Source organism: Bartonella sp. AA23NXGY (assembly GCF_042197165.1).
In the GTDB taxonomy this organism is placed as follows: Bacteria; Pseudomonadota; Alphaproteobacteria; order Rhizobiales; family Rhizobiaceae; genus Bartonella.
Genome location: NZ_JBHIRO010000002.1, coordinates 82522 through 102841, shown reverse-complemented (window position 1 = coordinate 102841; position 20320 = coordinate 82522). Strand labels below are relative to the sequence as shown.

General features: G+C 36.9%; 12 protein-coding genes. 11 read left to right on the top strand and 1 reads right to left on the bottom strand.

The annotated features are described in order from the left end of the window. Positions 1-858 precede the first annotated feature (858 nt). From gyrB to tsaE, 11 genes are all read left to right on the top strand, one after another. The gene (gene gyrB, locus ACFINY_RS01575; protein WP_375611371.1) at positions 859-3291 is read left to right on the top strand and encodes a DNA topoisomerase (ATP-hydrolyzing) subunit B; all 2433 of its coding nucleotides are present in this window, start codon (positions 859-861) and stop codon (positions 3289-3291) included. A 118-nt stretch (positions 3292-3409) separates the two neighbouring features. Then, entirely contained in the window at positions 3410-4192 is a 783-nt protein-coding gene (gene ubiE / locus ACFINY_RS01570; protein WP_375612796.1) for a bifunctional demethylmenaquinone methyltransferase/2-methoxy-6-polyprenyl-1,4-benzoquinol methylase UbiE, read from the top strand. A gap of 2 nt (positions 4193-4194) precedes the next feature. Continuing rightward, positions 4195-5781 carry a 2-polyprenylphenol 6-hydroxylase gene (gene ubiB / locus ACFINY_RS01565; protein WP_375611369.1) on the top strand — a complete coding sequence of 529 codons (1587 nt, stop codon included), beginning with the start codon at positions 4195-4197 and terminating at the stop codon, positions 5779-5781. Positions 5782-5849: 68 nt separating this feature from the next. Then, on the top strand, positions 5850-7271 hold the full coding sequence (gene coaBC, locus ACFINY_RS01560) for a bifunctional phosphopantothenoylcysteine decarboxylase/phosphopantothenate--cysteine ligase CoaBC (protein ID WP_375700768.1): 1422 nt from the start codon (positions 5850-5852) through the stop codon (positions 7269-7271). A 1886-nt stretch (positions 7272-9157) separates the two neighbouring features. Continuing rightward, on the top strand, positions 9158-9877 hold the full coding sequence (locus tag ACFINY_RS01555; protein WP_375611367.1) for a sulfate transporter family protein: 720 nt from the start codon (positions 9158-9160) through the stop codon (positions 9875-9877). 986 nt (positions 9878-10863) lie between these two features. Beyond that, positions 10864-11784: an acetyl-CoA carboxylase, carboxyltransferase subunit beta gene (accD, locus tag ACFINY_RS01550; protein ID WP_375611366.1), complete on the top strand. Its 921-nt coding sequence runs from the start codon at positions 10864-10866 to the stop codon at positions 11782-11784. A 4-nt stretch (positions 11785-11788) separates the two neighbouring features. Further along, positions 11789-13108, top strand: a complete 1320-nt coding sequence (locus ACFINY_RS01545) for a bifunctional folylpolyglutamate synthase/dihydrofolate synthase (RefSeq protein WP_375611365.1) — start codon at positions 11789-11791, stop codon at positions 13106-13108. Positions 13109-13152: 44 nt separating this feature from the next. Further along, positions 13153-14151 carry a complex I NDUFA9 subunit family protein gene (locus ACFINY_RS01540; protein WP_375611364.1) on the top strand — a complete coding sequence of 333 codons (999 nt, stop codon included), beginning with the start codon at positions 13153-13155 and terminating at the stop codon, positions 14149-14151. A 713-nt stretch (positions 14152-14864) separates the two neighbouring features. Then, complete coding sequence (gene ahcY / locus ACFINY_RS01535; RefSeq protein WP_375606120.1) at positions 14865-16262, top strand: adenosylhomocysteinase; 1398 nt, start codon at positions 14865-14867, stop codon at positions 16260-16262. Positions 16263-16296: 34 nt separating this feature from the next. Next, complete coding sequence (locus ACFINY_RS01530) at positions 16297-18762, top strand: ATP-binding protein (RefSeq protein WP_375611363.1); 2466 nt, start codon at positions 16297-16299, stop codon at positions 18760-18762. Between the two features lie 51 nt (positions 18763-18813). Further along, positions 18814-19284, top strand: coding sequence for a tRNA (adenosine(37)-N6)-threonylcarbamoyltransferase complex ATPase subunit type 1 TsaE (gene tsaE, locus ACFINY_RS01525; RefSeq protein WP_375611362.1), 471 nt, complete (start codon positions 18814-18816; stop codon positions 19282-19284). A 680-nt stretch (positions 19285-19964) separates the two neighbouring features. On the opposite strand, the gene trxA is transcribed toward tsaE, so the two are convergent. Next, positions 19965-20288 carry a thioredoxin gene (trxA, locus tag ACFINY_RS01520; RefSeq protein WP_375611361.1) on the bottom strand — a complete coding sequence of 108 codons (324 nt, stop codon included), beginning with the start codon at positions 20286-20288 and terminating at the stop codon, positions 19965-19967. Positions 20289-20320: the final 32 nt, after the last annotated feature.

Here is a 20320-nt window from a genome sequence, read left to right as displayed (position 1 = left end):
AAAAATAAAATGATGATTCTGATTTGCACTTTATTGTCACGATGGGAAAGATGGGGGACATAAATCTTGTAGTATTCACAGGGTATTTTGCGTTATACTATTCAAACATCGTTGTAAAATGAGTTTGGGAACATTGAGAGATGCTCCTTAAAAAAGCGCGTGAATAAACAGTACAATGGCGTTTTGTTTTGAATGAGCGATGCAACCTCACGAGAATGCAAGAAACAAAAGCGTAAGATAATTCGTCATTACCCTCATTATTCAAAAATATCACCGTAGACGTTTTTTTAAATTGTAAAGTTGAATATAAAAGATGATCGTGGAAACGTGTTTTTACATTTACGCATTTATATTTTCCTCAAATGAAGCTTTTTTCACATTTTAAAGATGACACAAACCAATATACACAATATTTTCGCCTCAATCTAACATACAAAAGTTTGAACTGCTTAGAGAGCTCGCAACCTTTGTTTTAAATATATGGTAGAATTAGAATTGAAAAATTGATTTATGGATAAAACAAGTGAGACCTTTATTAGTGTAACACAAAAATGCATAACTAATTCTGAAACATTACGCATATGCAAAAATAAACAAAGTAAATAGCATCGTTTATGAAACAGCTTTTTGTATAAGTCATAAGTGTTTATTCGCCTTATATCACGCCCTAGTGTTTTACAGCATAACAGTACACTATCATTTTATCATTCTCTCCATTATATATCGACAGATATTGAATCTAGATCTGATATACGGTAAATATTTAATGTGGTTATTCCATAGATAACTGATCAGAACATTGAGCTTTAAAGAAAGCGGATAAAATATTGTAAATTGAACACAGGAATGGACTAACTTATGAGTGATGAAATAACCTCACCAGCACAAAGCAATAACTATGATGCCGCTTCTATCAAAGTTCTCAAAGGTCTTGATGCTGTACGCAAACGTCCTGGTATGTATATCGGTGACACTGATGATGGATCGGGGTTACACCATATGGTCTATGAAGTTGTAGACAATGCTATCGATGAAGCTTTAGCCGGTCATGCAACTCTTGTAAACGTCACACTCCATGCTGATGGTTCTTGTTCTGTTCGTGATAATGGACGTGGAATTCCGACAGATATCCATCCAACAGAAGGTATTTCTGCCGCTGAAGTTATTATGACACAGCTTCATGCCGGTGGAAAGTTTGATCAAAACTCTTATAAAGTTTCAGGCGGATTACACGGTGTTGGTGTTTCTGTTGTGAATGCATTATCCGTTTGGCTTAAATTGCAAATCAAACGCAATGGTAAAATTCATGAAATATCATTTACCCACGGGGTAGCTGATGCTCCATTAAAAGTTGTTGGCGATTGCGATCAAGAAAGTGGAACAGAAATTAGATTTTTACCAAGCTCTGAAACCTTTACTATGGTTGAGTTTGATTTTGAAACTTTAGAGCGTCGTTTACGGGAATTAGCTTTTCTAAATTCTGGGGTTTATATTCTTCTTGTTGACGAGCGTCATGCTGATATTAAATCCGTTGAATTGCATTATGAAGGTGGATTAATAGAGTTTGTGAAATATATTGACCAATCAAAAAAAGCTCTGCTTGATACTCCTATTTATATTGCAAGTGAAAAGGATGGTATGAGCGTTGATGTTGCCCTGTGGTGGAATGATTCCTATCATGAGAAGGTCTTGTGTTTTACCAATAATATCCCTCAGCGTGACGGTGGAACGCATTTGATAGGTTTCAGAAGTGCCCTTACACGCCAAATTAATGGCTATGCTGAATCTTCAGGTATTGCTAAAAAAGAAAAAGTGAACTTAACCGGTGATGACTGCCGTGAAGGATTAACAGCTATTCTTTCTGTCAAAGTTCCTGATCCAAAATTTTCTTCACAAACAAAGGATAAGTTAGTCTCTTCTGAAGTGCGCCCTATTGTTGAAAGTTTGGTCAATGAAGGTCTTTCAATATGGCTGGAAGAACATCCTCATGAAGCAAAACTTCTCATTAGTAAAGTGGTAGAAGCTGCAACAGCACGTGAAGCAGCACGCAAAGCACGTGAACTTACAAGACGAAAAGGGGCACTTGATATCACTTCTCTACCAGGAAAGCTTGCCGATTGCCAAGAACGAGATCCCGCAAAATCAGAAATCTTTATTGTCGAGGGGGATTCGGCTGGCGGTTCAGCAAAAAGTGGGCGCTCACGTCAAAATCAAGCAATTTTACCCCTTCGTGGTAAAATCCTCAATGTTGAACGAGCACGTTTCGACCGCATGCTCTCATCTGATATGATTGGAACACTTATTACAGCTCTTGGAACGTCTATCGGTAAGGATGAATTTTCGCCGGATAAATTACGTTATCATAAGATTATTATCATGACGGATGCGGACGTTGATGGAGCCCATATTCGTACTCTGCTGCTCACTTTCTTTTTTAGACAAATGCCCGAGTTGATTGAACGTGGACATCTTTATATTGCTCAGCCTCCTCTTTATAAAGTATCGCGTGGAAAATCTTCCCAATATATTAAAAATGAAGCAGCGTTTGAAGAATTCTTGATCGATACTGGATTAGAAGAAACAACGCTTGAGCTTTCAACGGGAGAAGTTCGTGCAGGGGCTGATTTGTATCAACTCGCTAAAGATGCTCGTATATTACGTCAACTTTTAAATGGTCTTCATACCCGTTATGACCGTAATATTGTTGAACAAGCAGCAATTGCTGGCGCTTTTAATCTTGAAGTCTTTGCAACACAAGAAAAAGCGCAAAAAATAGCAGATACTACAGCACACCGCCTTAATCTGATTGCTGATGATATGGAACAAGGTTGGAGTGGACAATATACAGCAGATGGAAGTTTATGTTTTGAGCGTATTTTGCGTGGTGTTAAAGATGTTGTTACGCTTGATGTGGGACTTATAAATTCAACTGACGCACGCCAAATTGATCGCATTTCTCAAAATTTTATCGACATATATCATCCTCCTGTTCTTTTACGTCGCAAAGATAAAACAGAGCGTATTTTTGGTCCTATGAGCCTTTTAGAGAGCATTTTTACAAACGGTAAAAAAGGTGTTACTCTTCAACGTTATAAAGGTCTTGGGGAAATGAATGCTGAACAACTTTGGGAAACAACGCTTGATCCCAATGCACGTTCTCTTTTACAAGTAAAGATTAATGATGCAACCGATGCAGATTCACTCTTTTCTCGTCTCATGGGTGATGAAGTTGAACCTAGACGTATTTTTATTCAAGACAATGCCTTAAGCGTTGCCAATCTTGATATCTAAAGGTACTCTTCTGTTTTTGGCTGTGTAAACGTCGTAGTTTTATACGTTGTTTTTTCGTAGTTGAACATTCCCTCTCTATTTCATTTACGATAAAAGAAAAATAAGGAAGATCATATACATGGCAATTGAAACAGAACGTGTAGGAACCAAGGGTGGCATGGAGCACTCTTTTGGTTTTACAATAGTAGATGAAACACAAAAACAATCCATGGTGGATGGTGTGTTTCATTCTGTTGCTGAAAATTATGACAAGATGAATGATATCTTATCCTTAGGGCTACACCGTGTGTGGAAAAATTCCATGATTGCTTGGCTTTCCCCACCAGCACTTTCTCATTGGAAAGTTCTTGATGTCGCTGGCGGTACAGGTGATATTGCTTTTCGTATTCTTAATGCTTCACGCCAAAAAGCCCATGCTACAGTGCTTGATATTAATGGCTCAATGCTCAGCGTTGGCAAAAAACGCGCACAAAAAAATGGTCTTGCCCCTCTGATTGATTTTGTTGAAGCCAATGCAGAAAATCTACCTTTTGAAGATCAAAGCTTTGACGCTTACACGATTGCTTTTGGAATTCGCAATGTTCCTCATATTGATCAAGCTCTTAGAGAAGCTTTTCGTGTTTTAAAGCTCGGTGGACGTTTCTTATGTTTAGAATTTTCAAATGTCGAGATGCCTTGGCTCGATAAAATTTATGATCTTTGGTCTTTCCATGCTATCCCTAAGCTAGGTCAATTTATCGCAAATGATGGCGATGCTTATCGTTATTTGGTTGAATCTATCCGCAAATTTCCTAAGCAAGATGATTTTTCCCATATGATCAAGCATGCGGGGTTTTCGCGGGTATCGTACCGCAATCTCACCGGTGCGATTGCAGCGCTGCATTCAGGTTGGAAAATTTAAAAATGGTGCAAATTTCCCCTTACTTTCAATTGATGCGTGCAGGATGGGTTTTAACACGTGAAGGTGTTTTAAGTGCTCTTCCTCATGATGATCTTCAAGGATTTCCAGCGCTATGTCATCGTATAGCGAGTGCATTAGCACGACGCAAAACAAAAAAGAAACAGCGATCTGAAAATATTTCATATGCCATTAATAAGCTTGGACCCTCTTACATAAAACTTGGTCAATTTCTTGCCACAAGACCTGATATTGTTGGGCGTGATATTGCGGAAGATTTGTCACAGCTACAAGATCGTGTCCAAACATTTTCTTGCACTGCCGCTATTGCTCAAATTGAAAGTTCTCTTGGTCGCTCTATTGATGATTTATTCGTAAATTTTTATCCCCCCATTGCCGCCGCTTCTATTGCTCAAGTTCATCCAGCTGAATACAGTGATGAAACTGGCCATAAGAAAAAATGCGCTGTAAAAGTTATTCGTCCCAATATCAGAGCACGTTTTTCTAAAGATCTTAGAGGATTCTATCTCATTGCTCATTTACAAGAGCGCTATATCCCTGCCTCTCGAAGGCTTCGTCCTGTTTGTGTGGTGGATACTTTAGCACAAACAACACGACTTGAAATGGATTTACGCTTAGAAGCAGCAGCTATATCTGAAATGGCTGAAAATATTCAACATGATACAGGCTTTCGGGTTCCACGTATTGACTGGGAACGGACAGGACGTAATGTTCTTACAATGGAATGGATTGATGGTATAAGAATATCCGAAACTTCCAAACTCAAAGAAGCAGGATTTGATTTGAAGGCGCTTGCTATTACGCTTATTCAATCTTTTCTTCGTCATACACTGCGTGATGGTTTTTTTCACGCCGATATGCATCCTGGTAATTTATTTGTAGATGAAAAAGGATGTATTGTTGCTGTTGATCTAGGCATTACAGGAAGGCTTGGCAAAAAAGAAAAGCATTTCCTTGCTGAAATTCTTTACGGCTTTATTACCCGCGATTACCATCGAGTTGCACGTGCCCATTTTGAGGCCGGCTATGTTCCTTCACACCATAATATCGAAAGCTTTGCGCAAGCCAACCGCGCTATTGGCGAACCAATTCACGGACAATCAGCACAAAGCATTTCCATGGCTAAATTGCTCACTTTATTGTTTGAAGTCACTGAATTATTTGACATGCAAACGCGACCTGAACTTTTATTGCTGCAAAAAACGATGGTTGTCGTGGAAGGTGTTGCCCGCACATTAGACCCCACTTTTAATATGTGGAAAGCTTCTGAACCCATTGTCAAAGAATGGATTAGTAAAAATTTAGGACCCGTAGGCGTTGTAAAAGACTTTAGTGAAGGAGCACAAGCTCTCCTTTCGCTGGCACGCAAAACACCACAATTGGTTCAAAATTTCCAACAAATAGAAGAAGATTTCAATCAAATGAGAAAAACAGGTTTTAATCTTTCTCCTGCTACCCTCAAACAACTTGCTGTAGAACAAAGTCACAGAAACCGTTATGGTCGTTATAGTCTTTTCATCATTGCACTTTGTTGCGCTTGTCTTACTTTTTACTTTTTTCACCTTTTCTAATCTCCTTAATATGCTAAAAATATCAACAATGAAATCATTGCAATCATTTTATTTCTTGGAGGTATTTTATGGCCAGTATTACCATTCGTAACCTGTCTCCTGAAACCAAAGAAGCTTTACGCATACGCGCCGCGCAAAATGGTATTTCTATGGAAGAAGAAGTTCGACGCCTTTTAAGCAATCCCACTCCTCTCACCACACAACCCCTTCATACTAGCGCTGTTGAAGCGCAATCATTGAAATCAAAATCACTTCTTCTTATTATTGGTGGAAGTATTGCATCCTATAAAGCACTTGATTTGATTCGCCGCTTACAAGAACGTGGAGCACACTTAAAAGTCGTGATGACAAAAGCAGCGCAAAAATTTATTACGCCTTTAGCCGCTGAAGCTTTAAGCGGTGGTACTGTATATACTGATTTATTTTCACGTGAAGAAGAACACGATATTGGACATATCCGATTAGCACGTGATGCTGACCTGATTATTTTAGCCCCTGCTACAGCCAACCGCATTGCAAAAATAGTCAATGGCATAGGAGATGATCTGGCTGATTGCATTCTTTTAGCAGCACGCTGCCCACTCTTGATTGCACCCGCCATGAATCCAGCCATGTGGGTGCATCCAGCAACTATTCGTAATGTTGCACAATTGCATGCAGATGGCGTTCATATTATTGGACCAGAAATCGGAAATATGGCTGAACGTGACGAGATAGGACATGGACGTATGAGCGAACCTTTAACCATTGTCGCTGCCATAGAGAATCTTTTGAATGGGCATGAAAAACCTCTCTCTGACCGCCATTTCATCGTTACCTCTGGCCCTACCCATGAACCTATTGATCCAGTGCGTTATATTGCTAATCGGTCTTCAGGTAAACAAGGTCATGCCATCGCAACCGCTCTTGCACATTTGGGTGCAAAAGTAACACTTATTTGTGGACCTGTTAATCTTGCAGACCCACAAGAAGTAAAAACCATTCATGTTGAAACAGCACAACAGATGTTACAAGCCGTTCAAACCGCATTGCCTGCTGATGGTGCCATTTTTGTTGCCGCTGTTTGTGACTGGCGCAGTCAAACCCAATCTTTACACAAAATTAAAAAGGATGCTCATAAAACACCACCATCCCTTCATATGGTTGAAAATCCTGATATTTTAGCAACGATTGGACACGCTCCAAACCGCCCCTCATTGGTCATTGGTTTTGCTGCTGAAACATGTGATATCATTGCCAATGCGCAAAAAAAATGTGTTGAAAAAGGAGCTGATTTCATTCTTGCTAATGATATTTCTCTTCAACTAGATGGTACAAGTGTCATGGGTGCTGATACAAATCAAGTTTATCTCGTAAGTAGAAAAAAAGTTGAACAATGGCCCCATATGAGTAAACAACACGTAGCGCAAAAATTAGCAAACGTGATTGTATCATTTTTTGCCCCCCAAACACCTACTCCTCATGAGGAAAATATACCCCTTTGCAAATAAGAACTCTTCAAACGCGTTGATATTAAAACACCTTATAAAATAGAACTGACAATATGTGTCTATCCATCTCAATTAGTATATAATATTTCTGGTTTATAATGATAATATCGCATTGTTCATATTAAATTAGAATCCCAGATATCATAAGATTCTCTCATTCCTAATCTCTCTCATGTTGAATCAATAAAAATCATTTTCTTGCACGTTGTAAACAAGGATAACTGTATGAATACAAAACGTTTCAGAAAGAACTAAAAGCGCTTATAATGGACCGTCTCAAGAACCAAGGGCTTGTCTCGGACAACACTGAGGATGATGGTGCCAGCGTGCTCTTTTTATTAAGCGTAAAGTTAGTGATGCCCTATAAGTTTTATATTATTCACGAGAGCTTTACCCATATACCATTCACAAACGCTGTTGCGAAATGGGTGTGATGAGCGTTGGGAAATGTTTTTTAAAAAATCCTATCTCACCCTAGCCTTCATAAAAGCAGGATCTATTGCACCACTGTCTCGCCAGCTTATAAAAAAACAAGCTATCATTCACTTTGGCTACCATCAATTTTGACAAAGCTCTTGTAATGGATAAAATTTATAAAAAGCATTTTCTTTCTTCAATGTTTTTATCCACATATTGGTCATATTTATGATATGCAAATAAATGATTTTGATTGTTTCATGATGAGAGCAGCTAATGAGAAAATATGACAACTTTATTTTGAGCTCTTATTCGCTATGAAAAATAATGTATAAATCAATAATATTATAACATCTCAATGCAATTTTAAGCATACTTCATGCTGACGCTCATAAAGAATGTAGACAAAATTCATTGTACCACTGTCTATAAGTTTATGAAACTGAAGCCTTTATTATTTTCCTCAGTGATCGGTCTTTAAGATTAAATGTCTGTGTCCTCTCTCCAGAATACCAAGACCACAAAGACTAGAATTTTATCCATGATATCTTCACATTGTGATGTTTCATGAGAAGCATTTTTATTCCTTTATCGAAAGCTTTGTATCCATACATTGGTCTCGCCTATAATGTGTACGTAAATAATTTTTTGATGTTGAATAGAGTCTTTGAAATTAAAGAATATTTCTATATTTGGGATTTTATTCAAGTTGAAAATGATCAATTCTCTTCGATAAATTAGTGGTGTTATTATCTAAAAATTATTTGATACAGTGCACCACTTGTATGAAAAGTGCTTCAATGAATGCTTACTTCATTGCACTTATGGCTTTTAAAATTCAAAATCTCATCATTTTTAAGCATCCGTGGTTTCTCCCTTTCTTTGCTTCTTCTCAAAAAACTGCTCTTCTATGGGATCTGACAGTCAATCGCCTAAGCTTATTTTTTCCACTTCTATCATATTAATCATTCTGTTGCCCAAAATTAGAATATCTACGGAGCTACTACGTTACCCCTATTCCATTGAACTCAATATTTTTTTGAAAGCGAGAGGCAAAAGCATGCCGCCAAATAGTAGAAAAGTACAGAATTTTAGGAATTGTGCAAAACAATTAAACATTTAGATAAACGAAGTTAGATAACTCTACTGAATAAATAGAAATAAACAACTTTTCTCCCAAATAGTTCTTATTCCTTAATTTTTTACATATATCATATAAACGCAATAATCTACACTATGTACAAAAATACTAAAAATTTCTTCTACAACAGCTACTTTTTAAATTCTTCTTTGTTTTTAAAAATCAAAATTTCTATTTATTCAAACTTTATTTTTAACAAAGAAACCTTAACCGTTTTTTATAATGTTCTTGAAAAAAATCTTGTAATTCAAAGAAAGAAAAAATTACACTGTACATACTTTAAATATATTTCTTGTTTTTTTTGCTTCTTTCCTTAGTTTATTAATCTATGATTTTTACTGCTGCTTATCGTGCTTTACAACGTCTTCTGACCTCGCAATATCGTATTATGATACTGAAAGCATTGGGGGTTACTTTTTTCATTCTCACCATTTTATGGTTATGTGTGCACCAACTTTTTGTGTCTTACTTTTGGCCCTGGATTGCTCAATTTCTTCCTGGACTCCCTAGTTGGGCGGGATGGATTGGTTTTAGCATGCTTATCATCTTTAATCTTGGGTTGGCTCTTTTGTTGGCTTTTTTGATTGCACCCATCACAGCTATGATTGGTGGTTTTTTCATTGACTCTGCTGCTGAAATCATTGAAAAGGAGGATTACCCAAACGAGCCTATTGGACAAGCCTTGCCGTTTCAGCGTTCTCTTATCATTTCCTTTAAATTTGTTATTTTAAGCCTTCTTGGTAATGGAATTGCTTTTATTTTATTCTTCATACCAGGTATTAATTTAATTGCTTTTTATCTTATTAATGGTTATTTGCTCGGTCATGAATATTTCTTGTTTGCGGCTTACCGTTTTCGAACAGAGCAAAATGCGCGTGCTTTTTTACATACTCATTACACAACAGTTTTTGGCGCAGGATTATTGATAGCGCTTTTTGTTTCGATTCCTATTATTAATCTAGCAACACCGCTTTTTGCCGCCGCCTTTATGACACATTTACACAAAATGCTTTCCCAAAAGACCATAGCACGCATTACACAAAAATAGTGTTCCTTGACTTTAAGGTTAATAAAACTTGCCAGCCAAAGAAAGCATAATATAAAATTTTATGCTTTATCTTTTATTAAAGCAATATATTGATTTATAATGATAACTTATCGTTTCACAACATGAGTGAAAAACCTAAATATTATGAGGGTTTCTCATTTTAATCCTATTCATATTGGATCAATTGAAATCGTTTGTTAATATATCATAAACGGAGGTGGTGTGCGGATAAAAGTACTTTCAAAAAGGCGTGAAATATCTTTATATGAATCCTCTTAATGCAAACATTATCGTCGTATTGAAAACTGAAAAAGAGTATGATGGTGCCGCTTTGTACCTTCTATTTCAGTAAAAACGGATAGCATAATGTCTTTTATACCATTCATGGAGAGTGTATATTCTTCATAAGAGAGTTTTGGAAATTATTGAAAGATATCTGTGTAAAACAAGCACGTAAATGAGTAATATAATGGTATTTTGAGCGTATTCTATTTTAATTGTAAAAAGCGTGCGCTTTAAAGAAACCTTTTGAAAAAAATCTTGCTCTGATGTTAGCGTTTCGCTAATATAGCGTTATTGTATTCATTATCTTTAATGGATTATTTTAGCCTTGTTAGCGCCTTATATTATAAGGTTTCTTTTCTTCAAAACTGTTGATACGAATGATTAATTGGATATTCATTTTTATTAAAAAATAAGGCGTTTGTTAACCATCGCAAGGAGTAAATTTTAACACCAAAGTAAAAAATACAAACATGTAAGTTCTTAAAACTTATGAGAAATTTATTATAGGGAATACTCTTCATGATGCATATGATTGTTATAATATGGGAAAAATTAAAAATTAAAAAACAAGCTATACGTACACTGATAAAAGTATTAAATAGACTCCTTTGTTCAACCGGTAAAGCAAATGTGACTGCTTAAGTTCTATATTCTTTCAAATCATGCAAAAGATGCACAATATTTAAAGGAAGGTTATAAAGATGAACTGGATTACAAATTATGTTCGTCCTAAAATTAACTCTATATTGGGGCGCCGTGAAATTCCAGAAAATCTATGGATTAAAGATCCTACCAGTGGTGAAATGGTCTTCCATAAAGATCTGGAAGCTAATCAATTTGTAGCTCCCAATTCTGGTCATCATATGCGTATCAGTGCTAAAAATCGTCTCATGCATTTTTTTGATGATGGTGTTTATACAGCTCTTGAAAATCCAAAAGTTGTAACAGATCCTTTAAAATTTCGTGACGAAAAACGCTATATTGACCGGTTAAAAGATTATCGTTCTAAACTTGGGGTTGATGACAATATTTTAAGTGCACGTGGTACGATTGAGGGTTTGCCAATTATTGCAACTGTTCAAGATTTCGCCTTTATGGGTGGATCACTTGGTATGGCTTCAGGAGAAGCTATTATCAAAGCTTTTGATACTGCCATTGCTGAAAGGCGTCCGCTGGTTCTTTTTGCTGCTTCTGGTGGTGCACGCATGCAAGAAGGAACACTCTCGTTGATGCAAATGCCCCGTACAACAGTAGCGATTGAAATGTTGAAAGAAGCAAAGCTTCCCTATATTGTTGTGCTGACTAATCCAACCACCGGTGGTGTTACTGCTTCTTACGCCATGCTTGGTGATATTCACATTGCCGAGCCTGGCGCTATGATTGGTTTTGCTGGTCCACGTGTGATTCAACAAACTATACGCGAAACTCTACCAGAAGGTTTTCAAAGTAGTGAATATCTGCTTGAACATGGTATGATTGATATGGTTGTATCGCGTTTAGAAATGAAAACAACAATTGCGCGTATTTTACGCTTGATGATGAAACGCCCTGCTGTTTTTAACCCTTCCGATCCATCCCCAACAGACTCTCAAACATCGCTTTCTAGGACAAAAGCAGCTTAAGTTTATGCAACAAAGTCAAATACAAAGGGTGGTGGATGATTTACTAAAAAATTATCCGAAAAAATTTGATCTTTCCTTAGAGCGTATTGTTCACCTTTTAGAGCGTCTTGGTAACCCACATTTAAAACTTGCCCCTGTTATTCACATCGCTGGAACAAATGGCAAAGGATCTGCTTCAGCAATTTGCCGTGCTCTTTTGGAAAATGCAGGATACCGCGTTCATGTTTATAGCTCACCTCATCTCGTCAACTGGAATGAACGCTGCCGGTTAGGTCAAAAAGGAGGTGGTCAACTTGTTACAGAAAACCAATTGGCTGAGACAATCCGTGAAATTATAAAAGTAAATCGTCAAGAGCCGATTACTATTTTTGAAATTTTTACAGCCGCTGCCTTTATGTTGTTTAGTATACATCCAGCTGATGTTGTCATTTTAGAAGTTGGATTGGGAGGACGTTTTGATGCTACCAATGTCGTTAACAAACCAGCTGTATCGCTTATTATGCCCATTGATTATGATCATGAGAGCTTTCTTGGAAATACAATTGCTCAAATCGCTTTTCAAAAAGGAGGGATTATCAAACCAAACGTTCCTGTAGTCATTGGGAAGCAAAATTATGAAGAAACTCTTGCTACTTTAATACCCCTTGCTAATAAAAATAAAGCATTTTATGCTCTCTTTGATCAAGATTATCAAAGTTATAAAGAACATGGACGTATGGTTTTTCAAAACAATCAAGGTCTCATGGATCTTCCCCTTCCTAACCTTATTGGAGACCACCAAGTTGCCAATGCTGGTGCATCTCTTGAAGCAGTTTATCAAGCGGGTTTTCAACTTTCAGAACAAACCATAAATGACGCTTTAAAAAATATTTATTGGCCCGCACGAATGCAGCATCTTACCCAAGGACTTTTGGTTGATCAACTATCTCCTGATATTGATTTATGGTTAGATGGTGGTCACAATCCTGCTGCAGGAAAAGTTATTGCGGCAGAACTTACACAATGGAGAAAAAAAACAGATCGCCCCATTATTATGATTGCTGGCATGCTTAATACCAAAGATGCTGTCGGTTATTTTCGTCCTTTAGCTAACCTTGTCGATAAAGTATATACGATACCGCTGCTTGACAATAATGCCAGTATCTCTCCAACAGACTTAGCTGAATCAGCCCAAAAAGTAGGAATCCCTGCTGCCCCAAAAGCGCACCTACAAGATGCTTTGCATAAAATTAAAATGGAATATAAAGAGGCTATTGTCCTTATTAGTGGTTCTCTTTATCTTGCGGGTGATATTTTGCGTGACAATAAAACACCACCGTGCTAGATAATTAGCTATTTTTAAAGCTTTGAAAGATAGACTTTTTAATCATGCAACTTGATTGTGCACTTTATCAACATCCTAAACTCATTACTGTTTTTGGCGGATCCGGTTTTGTAGGACGACATGTCGTTGAAACTTTGACTAAGCGGGGATATCGCGTTCGTATCGCTGTTCGTTGTCCACAAAAAGCTTATTACATGCTCCAAATAGGAGAAGTAGGACAAACCCAAATGCTTAAAACAGATATCAAGCATCGTGCTTCTGTTGCACGCGCATTGCTTGGAGCTGATGCGGCAGTGTTTTTGCCTGGTAGCTTAAAACAAGCAAATCAATCGAATTTTAAAAAAACACAAATTGATGGTGTTTACAATGTTGCTGAATTAACAGCAGAAACTGGTATTCCGCTAATCTATATGTCAACACTTGTGGCTAACGAGAATGCTTCATGTCTTTATGCACGTGTTAAGTTTATGGGTGAACAAATCATTCATAACAAGCATCCTCAAGCAATTATTATCCGTCCATCCGTTATCTTTGGACCAGAGGACTGTTTCTTTAACACCTTGGCAGATTTGTCACGTTTTTTACCAATTATGCCTCTTTTTGGAGGTGGGAAAAGCAAATTGCAACCCGTGTATGTTGGTGATGTTGCTGAGTTTATCGCGCGCGCTTTAGATGGACAAGTTGCTTGGGGAAAAAATTATGATCTTGGTGGTCCCCAGATTATCACCTTCCAAAATACTCTTGAAAATATACTCAAAATTATTCACCGTAAAAAAACAATCCTATCCATGCCCCTTTCTGCTGGTCTATTGATTGGAGGAGTTTTGGGAACAGTCGGTAAATTGCCTTTTGTACCAACACTCGTAACAGCCAATCAGATACGTTTTTTGCAAATGGATAACATTGTTTCTAAAGAAGCTATAGAGAATGGATATACTCTAGAAGGTGTGGGAATTACCCCCAGAGCAATGGCAGCATTCTTGCCAAGTTATCTTTGGCGATTTCGTCCACATGGTCAATTTTCCCAAAACCTATTCGTTTAGAATAAATTCTTCTAAAACTGAGTTAATTATTTGATTTATAATTCATCGCTCGTTGTTAGCAGTTTTAAAATCAGAGTGTTCAATAGAGTGATGTTTTTACATTTTAAATACTCTATTCAGTATCACAAAAAATGTTTAATCGTATATCTATAATCTTTTGATAAAAATCGTTGAAAACAAGAGAAAAGCACTTCTTATAAACTGTCTTTATCCAAGAGCAGATGCAACATTGGAATCCTAAAGAACCGATTCTGAATTGCCTATTCATAAACATGATAGCCTATGGCTTTGCATTTATATTATTTTGCTAAAAAGCTTAATAATGAGATTAAAGTAATTCTTCCTTTTTCAACAACCGCATAAGTGAGTAGAATACGAGTATACTACTTTCGATATTATCCCATAAAAATCAATATAAAAACTGTAAAGCAATGCACCATTTTTATTATTTAAAAGGTATTCCCTCTGGAGACTTTTAAAAGCTTTAAAGTTACGTGAAAAGGATAGAATTTTGTTTATATAATAAAACTTATCATGAAGATCTCCTACTCCGTCAGTAACATCACTACTCAGATCCATAAATGCATATTTGTTGCACAAATTTATGGAGATTTTAAAAGAGCTTTTTCACATAAAGAAGTCCTCTTCTTGTCTTGCATTTTTTTTTAATTTCTCCTACCGTCTTGGAAAAAATTATTTTAAAGGAATGAAGAATGGCAGCTCAAGATTTTGTTGTCAAAGATATTGCACTTGCCGCTTATGGTCGTAAAGAACTTGATATTGCTGAAACTGAAATGCCTGGTTTGATGGCTTGTCGTAAGGAGTTTTCTTCCAGCCAACCTTTGCGCGGAGCGCGTATTTCTGGCTCATTGCATATGACAATTCAAACAGCTGTTTTAATTGAAACATTAAAAGCAATTGGCGCCGATATACGGTGGAGCTCTAGCAATATTTTTTCTACGCAAGACCATGCAGCAGCAGCTATCGCCGCAACTGGCATTCCTGTATTTGCCGTTAAGGGTGAAACATTGGAAGAATATTGGACTTATATAGATGCAATCTTCCAATGGCCAGATGGTAATCCTTCCAATCTTATTTTAGATGATGGAGCTGACGCCACAAACTATATTTTAATGGGAAGTCGTGCAGAACAAAATAAAGATATTTTATCGCATCCCAAAACAGAAGAAGAAGAAATTTTTTTCAAACAAATACAAAAGCGTATGGATGCAACGCCAGGTTTTTTTACACAACAGCGCGCAGCAATTAAAGGTGTAAGCGAAGAAACCACAACAGGTGTAAACCGTCTTTATCAGTTACAAAAAGAAGGACTTCTACCTTTTCCTGCTATTAATGTTAATGATAGCGTCACTAAATCAAAGTTTGATAATAAATATGGATGTAAAGAATCATTGGTCGATGGTATTCGACGTGGAACAGATGTGATGATCGCTGGTAAAACTGCCATTGTCTGTGGTTATGGTGATGTAGGAAAAGGTTCAGCAGCATCTCTTTCTGGTGCTGGGGCTCGTGTTAAAGTAACAGAAATTGATCCTATCTGCGCTCTTCAAGCCGCTATGGATGGCTATGAAGTTGTTAATTTGGATGATGCTGCTTCCAGTGCTGATATTATCATCACGACAACAGGCAATAAAGATGTTGTTCGTTTAGATCATATGCGACAAGTAAAGGATATGTGTATTCTTGGAAATATTGGTCATTTTGATAACGAAATCCAAGTCGCTGCCCTTAGAAATTTGCCATGGACGAATATTAAACCACAAGTTGATATGATCACCTTTCCCGATGGAAAACGCATCATTTTGCTCTCTGAAGGACGATTGTTAAACCTCGGCAATGCGACGGGGCATCCTTCTTTTGTCATGTCAGCTTCGTTTACCAATCAAGTTTTAGCGCAAATTGAACTTTTTACCCGTACAGAACACTATACAAATGAAGTCACTGTTTTGCCTAAACATCTTGATGAAAAGGTTGCACGTCTACATCTGGATCGGTTAGGAATAAAATTAAGTGTTTTATCAGAAGAACAAGCCGCTTATATTGGAGTCTCACCACAAGGACCTTATAAACCAAACCATTACCGTTACTAATACGTTTCCTTGGGTTAAAAAAGGGAAAGATGTCGTGCTCAGCTTTGGTGACTATAACCCCAAAGAAAAAACTCAAAAAGAGATCCGAATCTATACGTATATACTTTGCCTTTTTTTCTTTTTTTCTCCAACATGCGCTTTTTCTCAGTCATTGGAAGGTTATTTACCATTTTTCTTCACTTTGCCGAATGGTCCATGGCTGCTTTTAGCGCTGTGTGGAGGAATTTCTTGTGCTTCACTTCTCACGTGCCTAGCTGTTACCGTGCGTGCAAAAAAAACTGCACAGAAGCCTTTGAAGATAATTCAGGCAAATTTTTCTGAAAAACTTAAATATTATGAATGGCTTCTGGAAGAAACCGAGCAATTCCTTCTTATTTGGGAAAATCCAACAACCTTACCCCATGTTGTTGGTGCTCTTTCCGCATTGCAAAAAATAGGAATCGATCAGAAAGATTTTCAGCGTTTTGAGCTCTGGGTTGAAGAAAATTCTCTGCGAGAACTTGATTATGCATTGACTCAACTCCGTTGTAAATGTCACCCTTTTGATCTTTCTATCACCACCACAAACAATGTACTGCTACAAGTTACAGGAGTCATCGCAGGAACAGTCGCCATTGCTCGTTTTCAAGATATCTCAAAACAACAGAGTGAAAATGCTCGTTTACAGAAAGATATCGCCCGCCTTCTTACTGAACTGAGAATGCAGCGTAATCTTCTTGATCTTATTCAAGAGCCCGTATGGATAAAAGATTGTGAAGGAAAAGTTTGTTTTATCAATCGCGCCTTTAGAGAAATGACAGACTTTCGTGAAGACAGTGATGACGTGGGGGATCTTTTCAATGAAAATACACAACGCAAAACAGATGAAACAGAAACAATTTTTCAAGAACATGTTCATACGGTTATTGGTGGAGAACGGCACCGTTTTCATCTCACACGTATTACAACAGCTGAAGGGATGGCAGCTTTTGCACGTGATGACAGCGCCTATGAAAATCTTGCTCATGAATTAAGATATGTTCTTCAAAGTCATTGTGAAACACTTGACCAAATTTCAACAGCTGTAGCCATTTTTGATACAAACCAAAAATTAAAATTCTGTAATCACGCTTTCAAAATTTTATGGCCGTTGGAGAGTTCTTTTTTAGAAAGTGAACCAAGCCATACATTGTTTCTTGAACGTTTACGTGAAAAGGGGCTCATTGCTGAACACCCTGATTGGCGCGCATGGAAAGAAGAACTTTTAAAAGCCTATTGGCAAACAGAATCGAACCAACAAATTTGGAATCTTCCAGATGGGCGTACAGTGCGTGTTGTCTCGAACCCTCATCCACAAGGAGGTGTCACTTGGCTTTACGAAAACCTTACTGAAAAAATTGATCTTGAGCGCCGTTATAATACACTTATTAAAATACAAGGTGAAACACTTGATAAACTTTCTGAAGGTGTGGTCGTTTTTGGTACTGATGGACGCCTTCGCTTATCGAATCCTGCCTTGTCGAAATTGTGGTCTCTTCCTTATAATTTACTGGTAGAAGGAACCCATATTACACAGTTACAAAGCCATTGTTCAGCCTTAACCTTGGGGCAAGAATGGGATCAATTTACCAAGTTCATTACCGGTTTTGCTGAAAAACGTGAAACATTTTCAGGTCGTATAGATCTTAAAAATGATATGATTATTGACTATACTCTGGTCCCTCTTCCTAATGGACAAACGATGCTTACTTTTGTGAATGTTACGGACACTGTCCATGTTGCGCGTGCTCTTCAAGAAAAAAATGAAGCATTAGAAAGTGCTGATCGTTTGCGTAATGAATTTGTCCAACATGTTTCTTATGAATTACGCACACCTCTCACCAATATTATTGGATTTTCGGATATTTTACGTGATCAAATTTTCGGCTCTATCAATGAACGTCAACAAGAATATCTTGAACACATTCATTCAGAATCAGGAACTCTTTTAAATATTGTTAACGATATTCTTGATCTTGCTACCCTTGATGCAGGCATTATGGAGTTGGACATAAAATCGGTTAACATTGCCGATGCTATGATACAAGCAGTAGCACGTGTAGAAGATCGCCTTAATGGACGGCATATTACGCTTTTACAACAAATTTCTCCTTCCTTAAATTCTATTTCTGCTGATGAAAAGCGCTTGCATCAAATTTTTGTGAATGTACTGAGTAATGCTATTAATTTTGCAACGGAGGCGAGTACTATTGAATTTTGCGTCGATGAACAAGATGATAACATTGTCTTTAGCGTTCACAATCAGGGCTCTGACATCCCAGAAGACGTTCTTGATCGTATTTTTAAACGTTTTTCTTCCCATTCACACCATGGTGGGCGTGCGGGAGCGGGTCTTGGCCTTTCCCTTGTAAAAAGTTTCGTTGAACTACACGGTGGACATGTTGAAATTCTTACCGGTTCTGGAAAAGGAACAACAGTTAAATGTTTTTTCCCACTCTCCAAAGGAGATACGATTTTTTAATTTTAACCTTTATGATAACAAAAATTTTTCATCCATTTCATGGAACTTTTAATGAATTTTAGTTTTTTTCTTGAAAATGAAGAGGCAACAAAGCTTTTTGCACAAAATTTAGCTCTTTCTTTAAAGCCAGGAGATCTTGTAACGCTGCAAGGAGATCTTGGAACTGGAAAATCAACCATTGCACGTACAATCATTCAAACACTTGCGAACGATAACACTATAGATGTTCCAAGCCCTACTTTTACTCTTGTGCAAAGCTATCAACTTCCAAAGTTTGAAATTATTCATGCTGATCTTTATCGCCTTTCTATGGCAGAAGAAATTGATGAATTAGGGCTTCATGAAGCTCGTGAGAAAAATATTTTACTTGTTGAATGGCCAGAAAGAAATACAGCTCTTTTAGAACTCGCCACTTTTGCACTCACCTTACACTATAAAGAACATGGGCGTCATGTAACAGTTAGATCAGCGCAACATTCCATTGAATGTTTGCAACAGTCTTTTACAATTCGTACATTTTAAAAAAACATGAACATCATCATTTTTTAATTTGATAATACCTCAGTACTACCTATGAAATCTGAGATGATGGACAACATAAAGAAGGCTTCATGGAGGCACCAACCATGGAAGATGAAACGAAATGCTGACTCTTTTATATAACAATGACATAAATTGCAAAGGACAGCCGTTAATTTATAGAAATTCATCAATTTATTTTAGAGAATCTGATACCTACAATTTTGATTTTAGAGAATAGTATAAGAGAATTTTAAATTGAAGTGATAACCCTTTATAAGAGCATTATATAACCTGTAGTGAATTGCTTGTCTCTTTCTGCTTAAAAATTGTGAGCTTCAGAAAAGTAATTTGCAAAGTTTTTGCTTAAAATCTCCCTTTATGTGTTGAAAATACTATCTATCTCAATAGTCTTATCTAAGAAGAAATACCTTTAATGAAATTATCATTCACCCAATATTTTTAACGCGCCTATAAGGAAAGAATTGCATATATTCTTCATACAAAGCAATTTTTTATAAAAAATGGTCAATTGAATCATGCATAAAAGCACGAATTCTTAAATTCATTTAAAATTTTGATTTTTATTGTCTTTTCATTATAATATAATGCAAAAAAGAATATTTTAAAAAAGTCAAAAGGAGAGACAAAATTTCTCTCCTTTATAGTGATTATATGTGGAATTAACTAAGCCCATCTTTTATCCATTCAGAAAGACGTCCTTTAGAGGTAGCGCCAACCATATTCGATGAAATATTTCCATTTTTAAACATTAGTAATGTAGGGATAGAACGTACTCCGTATTGGGTAGCCAGTTCCGGATTTTCATCAATATTTACCTTAGCAATTTTAACTTGATTTTGCATTTCTATTGAAATTTCATCCAAAATTGGAGCAATCACTTTGCAAGGGCCACACCATTCTGCCCAAAAATCAACCACAACAGGGGTGGAAGAGGTTAGAACTTCACTTTCGAAATTGTCCTTATCAACTTTTATACACGTCATTGATTTATCCTTTATATTCACCTTTTATAGAT

Coding starts and splice junctions, on each gene's coding strand:
- gyrB (WP_375611371.1), top strand. CDS start 859: ATGAGTGATGAAATAACCTCACCAGCACAAAGCAATAACTATGATGCC.
- ubiE (WP_375612796.1), top strand. CDS start 3,410: ATGGCAATTGAAACAGAACGTGTAGGAACCAAGGGTGGCATGGAGCAC.
- ubiB (WP_375611369.1), top strand. CDS start 4,195: ATGGTGCAAATTTCCCCTTACTTTCAATTGATGCGTGCAGGATGGGTT.
- coaBC (WP_375700768.1), top strand. CDS start 5,850: ATGGCCAGTATTACCATTCGTAACCTGTCTCCTGAAACCAAAGAAGCT.
- ACFINY_RS01555 (WP_375611367.1), top strand. CDS start 9,158: ATGATTTTTACTGCTGCTTATCGTGCTTTACAACGTCTTCTGACCTCG.
- accD (WP_375611366.1), top strand. CDS start 10,864: ATGAACTGGATTACAAATTATGTTCGTCCTAAAATTAACTCTATATTG.
- ACFINY_RS01545 (WP_375611365.1), top strand. CDS start 11,789: ATGCAACAAAGTCAAATACAAAGGGTGGTGGATGATTTACTAAAAAAT.
- ACFINY_RS01540 (WP_375611364.1), top strand. CDS start 13,153: ATGCAACTTGATTGTGCACTTTATCAACATCCTAAACTCATTACTGTT.
- ahcY (WP_375606120.1), top strand. CDS start 14,865: ATGGCAGCTCAAGATTTTGTTGTCAAAGATATTGCACTTGCCGCTTAT.
- tsaE (WP_375611362.1), top strand. CDS start 18,814: ATGAATTTTAGTTTTTTTCTTGAAAATGAAGAGGCAACAAAGCTTTTT.
- trxA (WP_375611361.1), bottom strand. CDS start 20,288: ATGACGTGTATAAAAGTTGATAAGGACAATTTCGAAAGTGAAGTTCTA.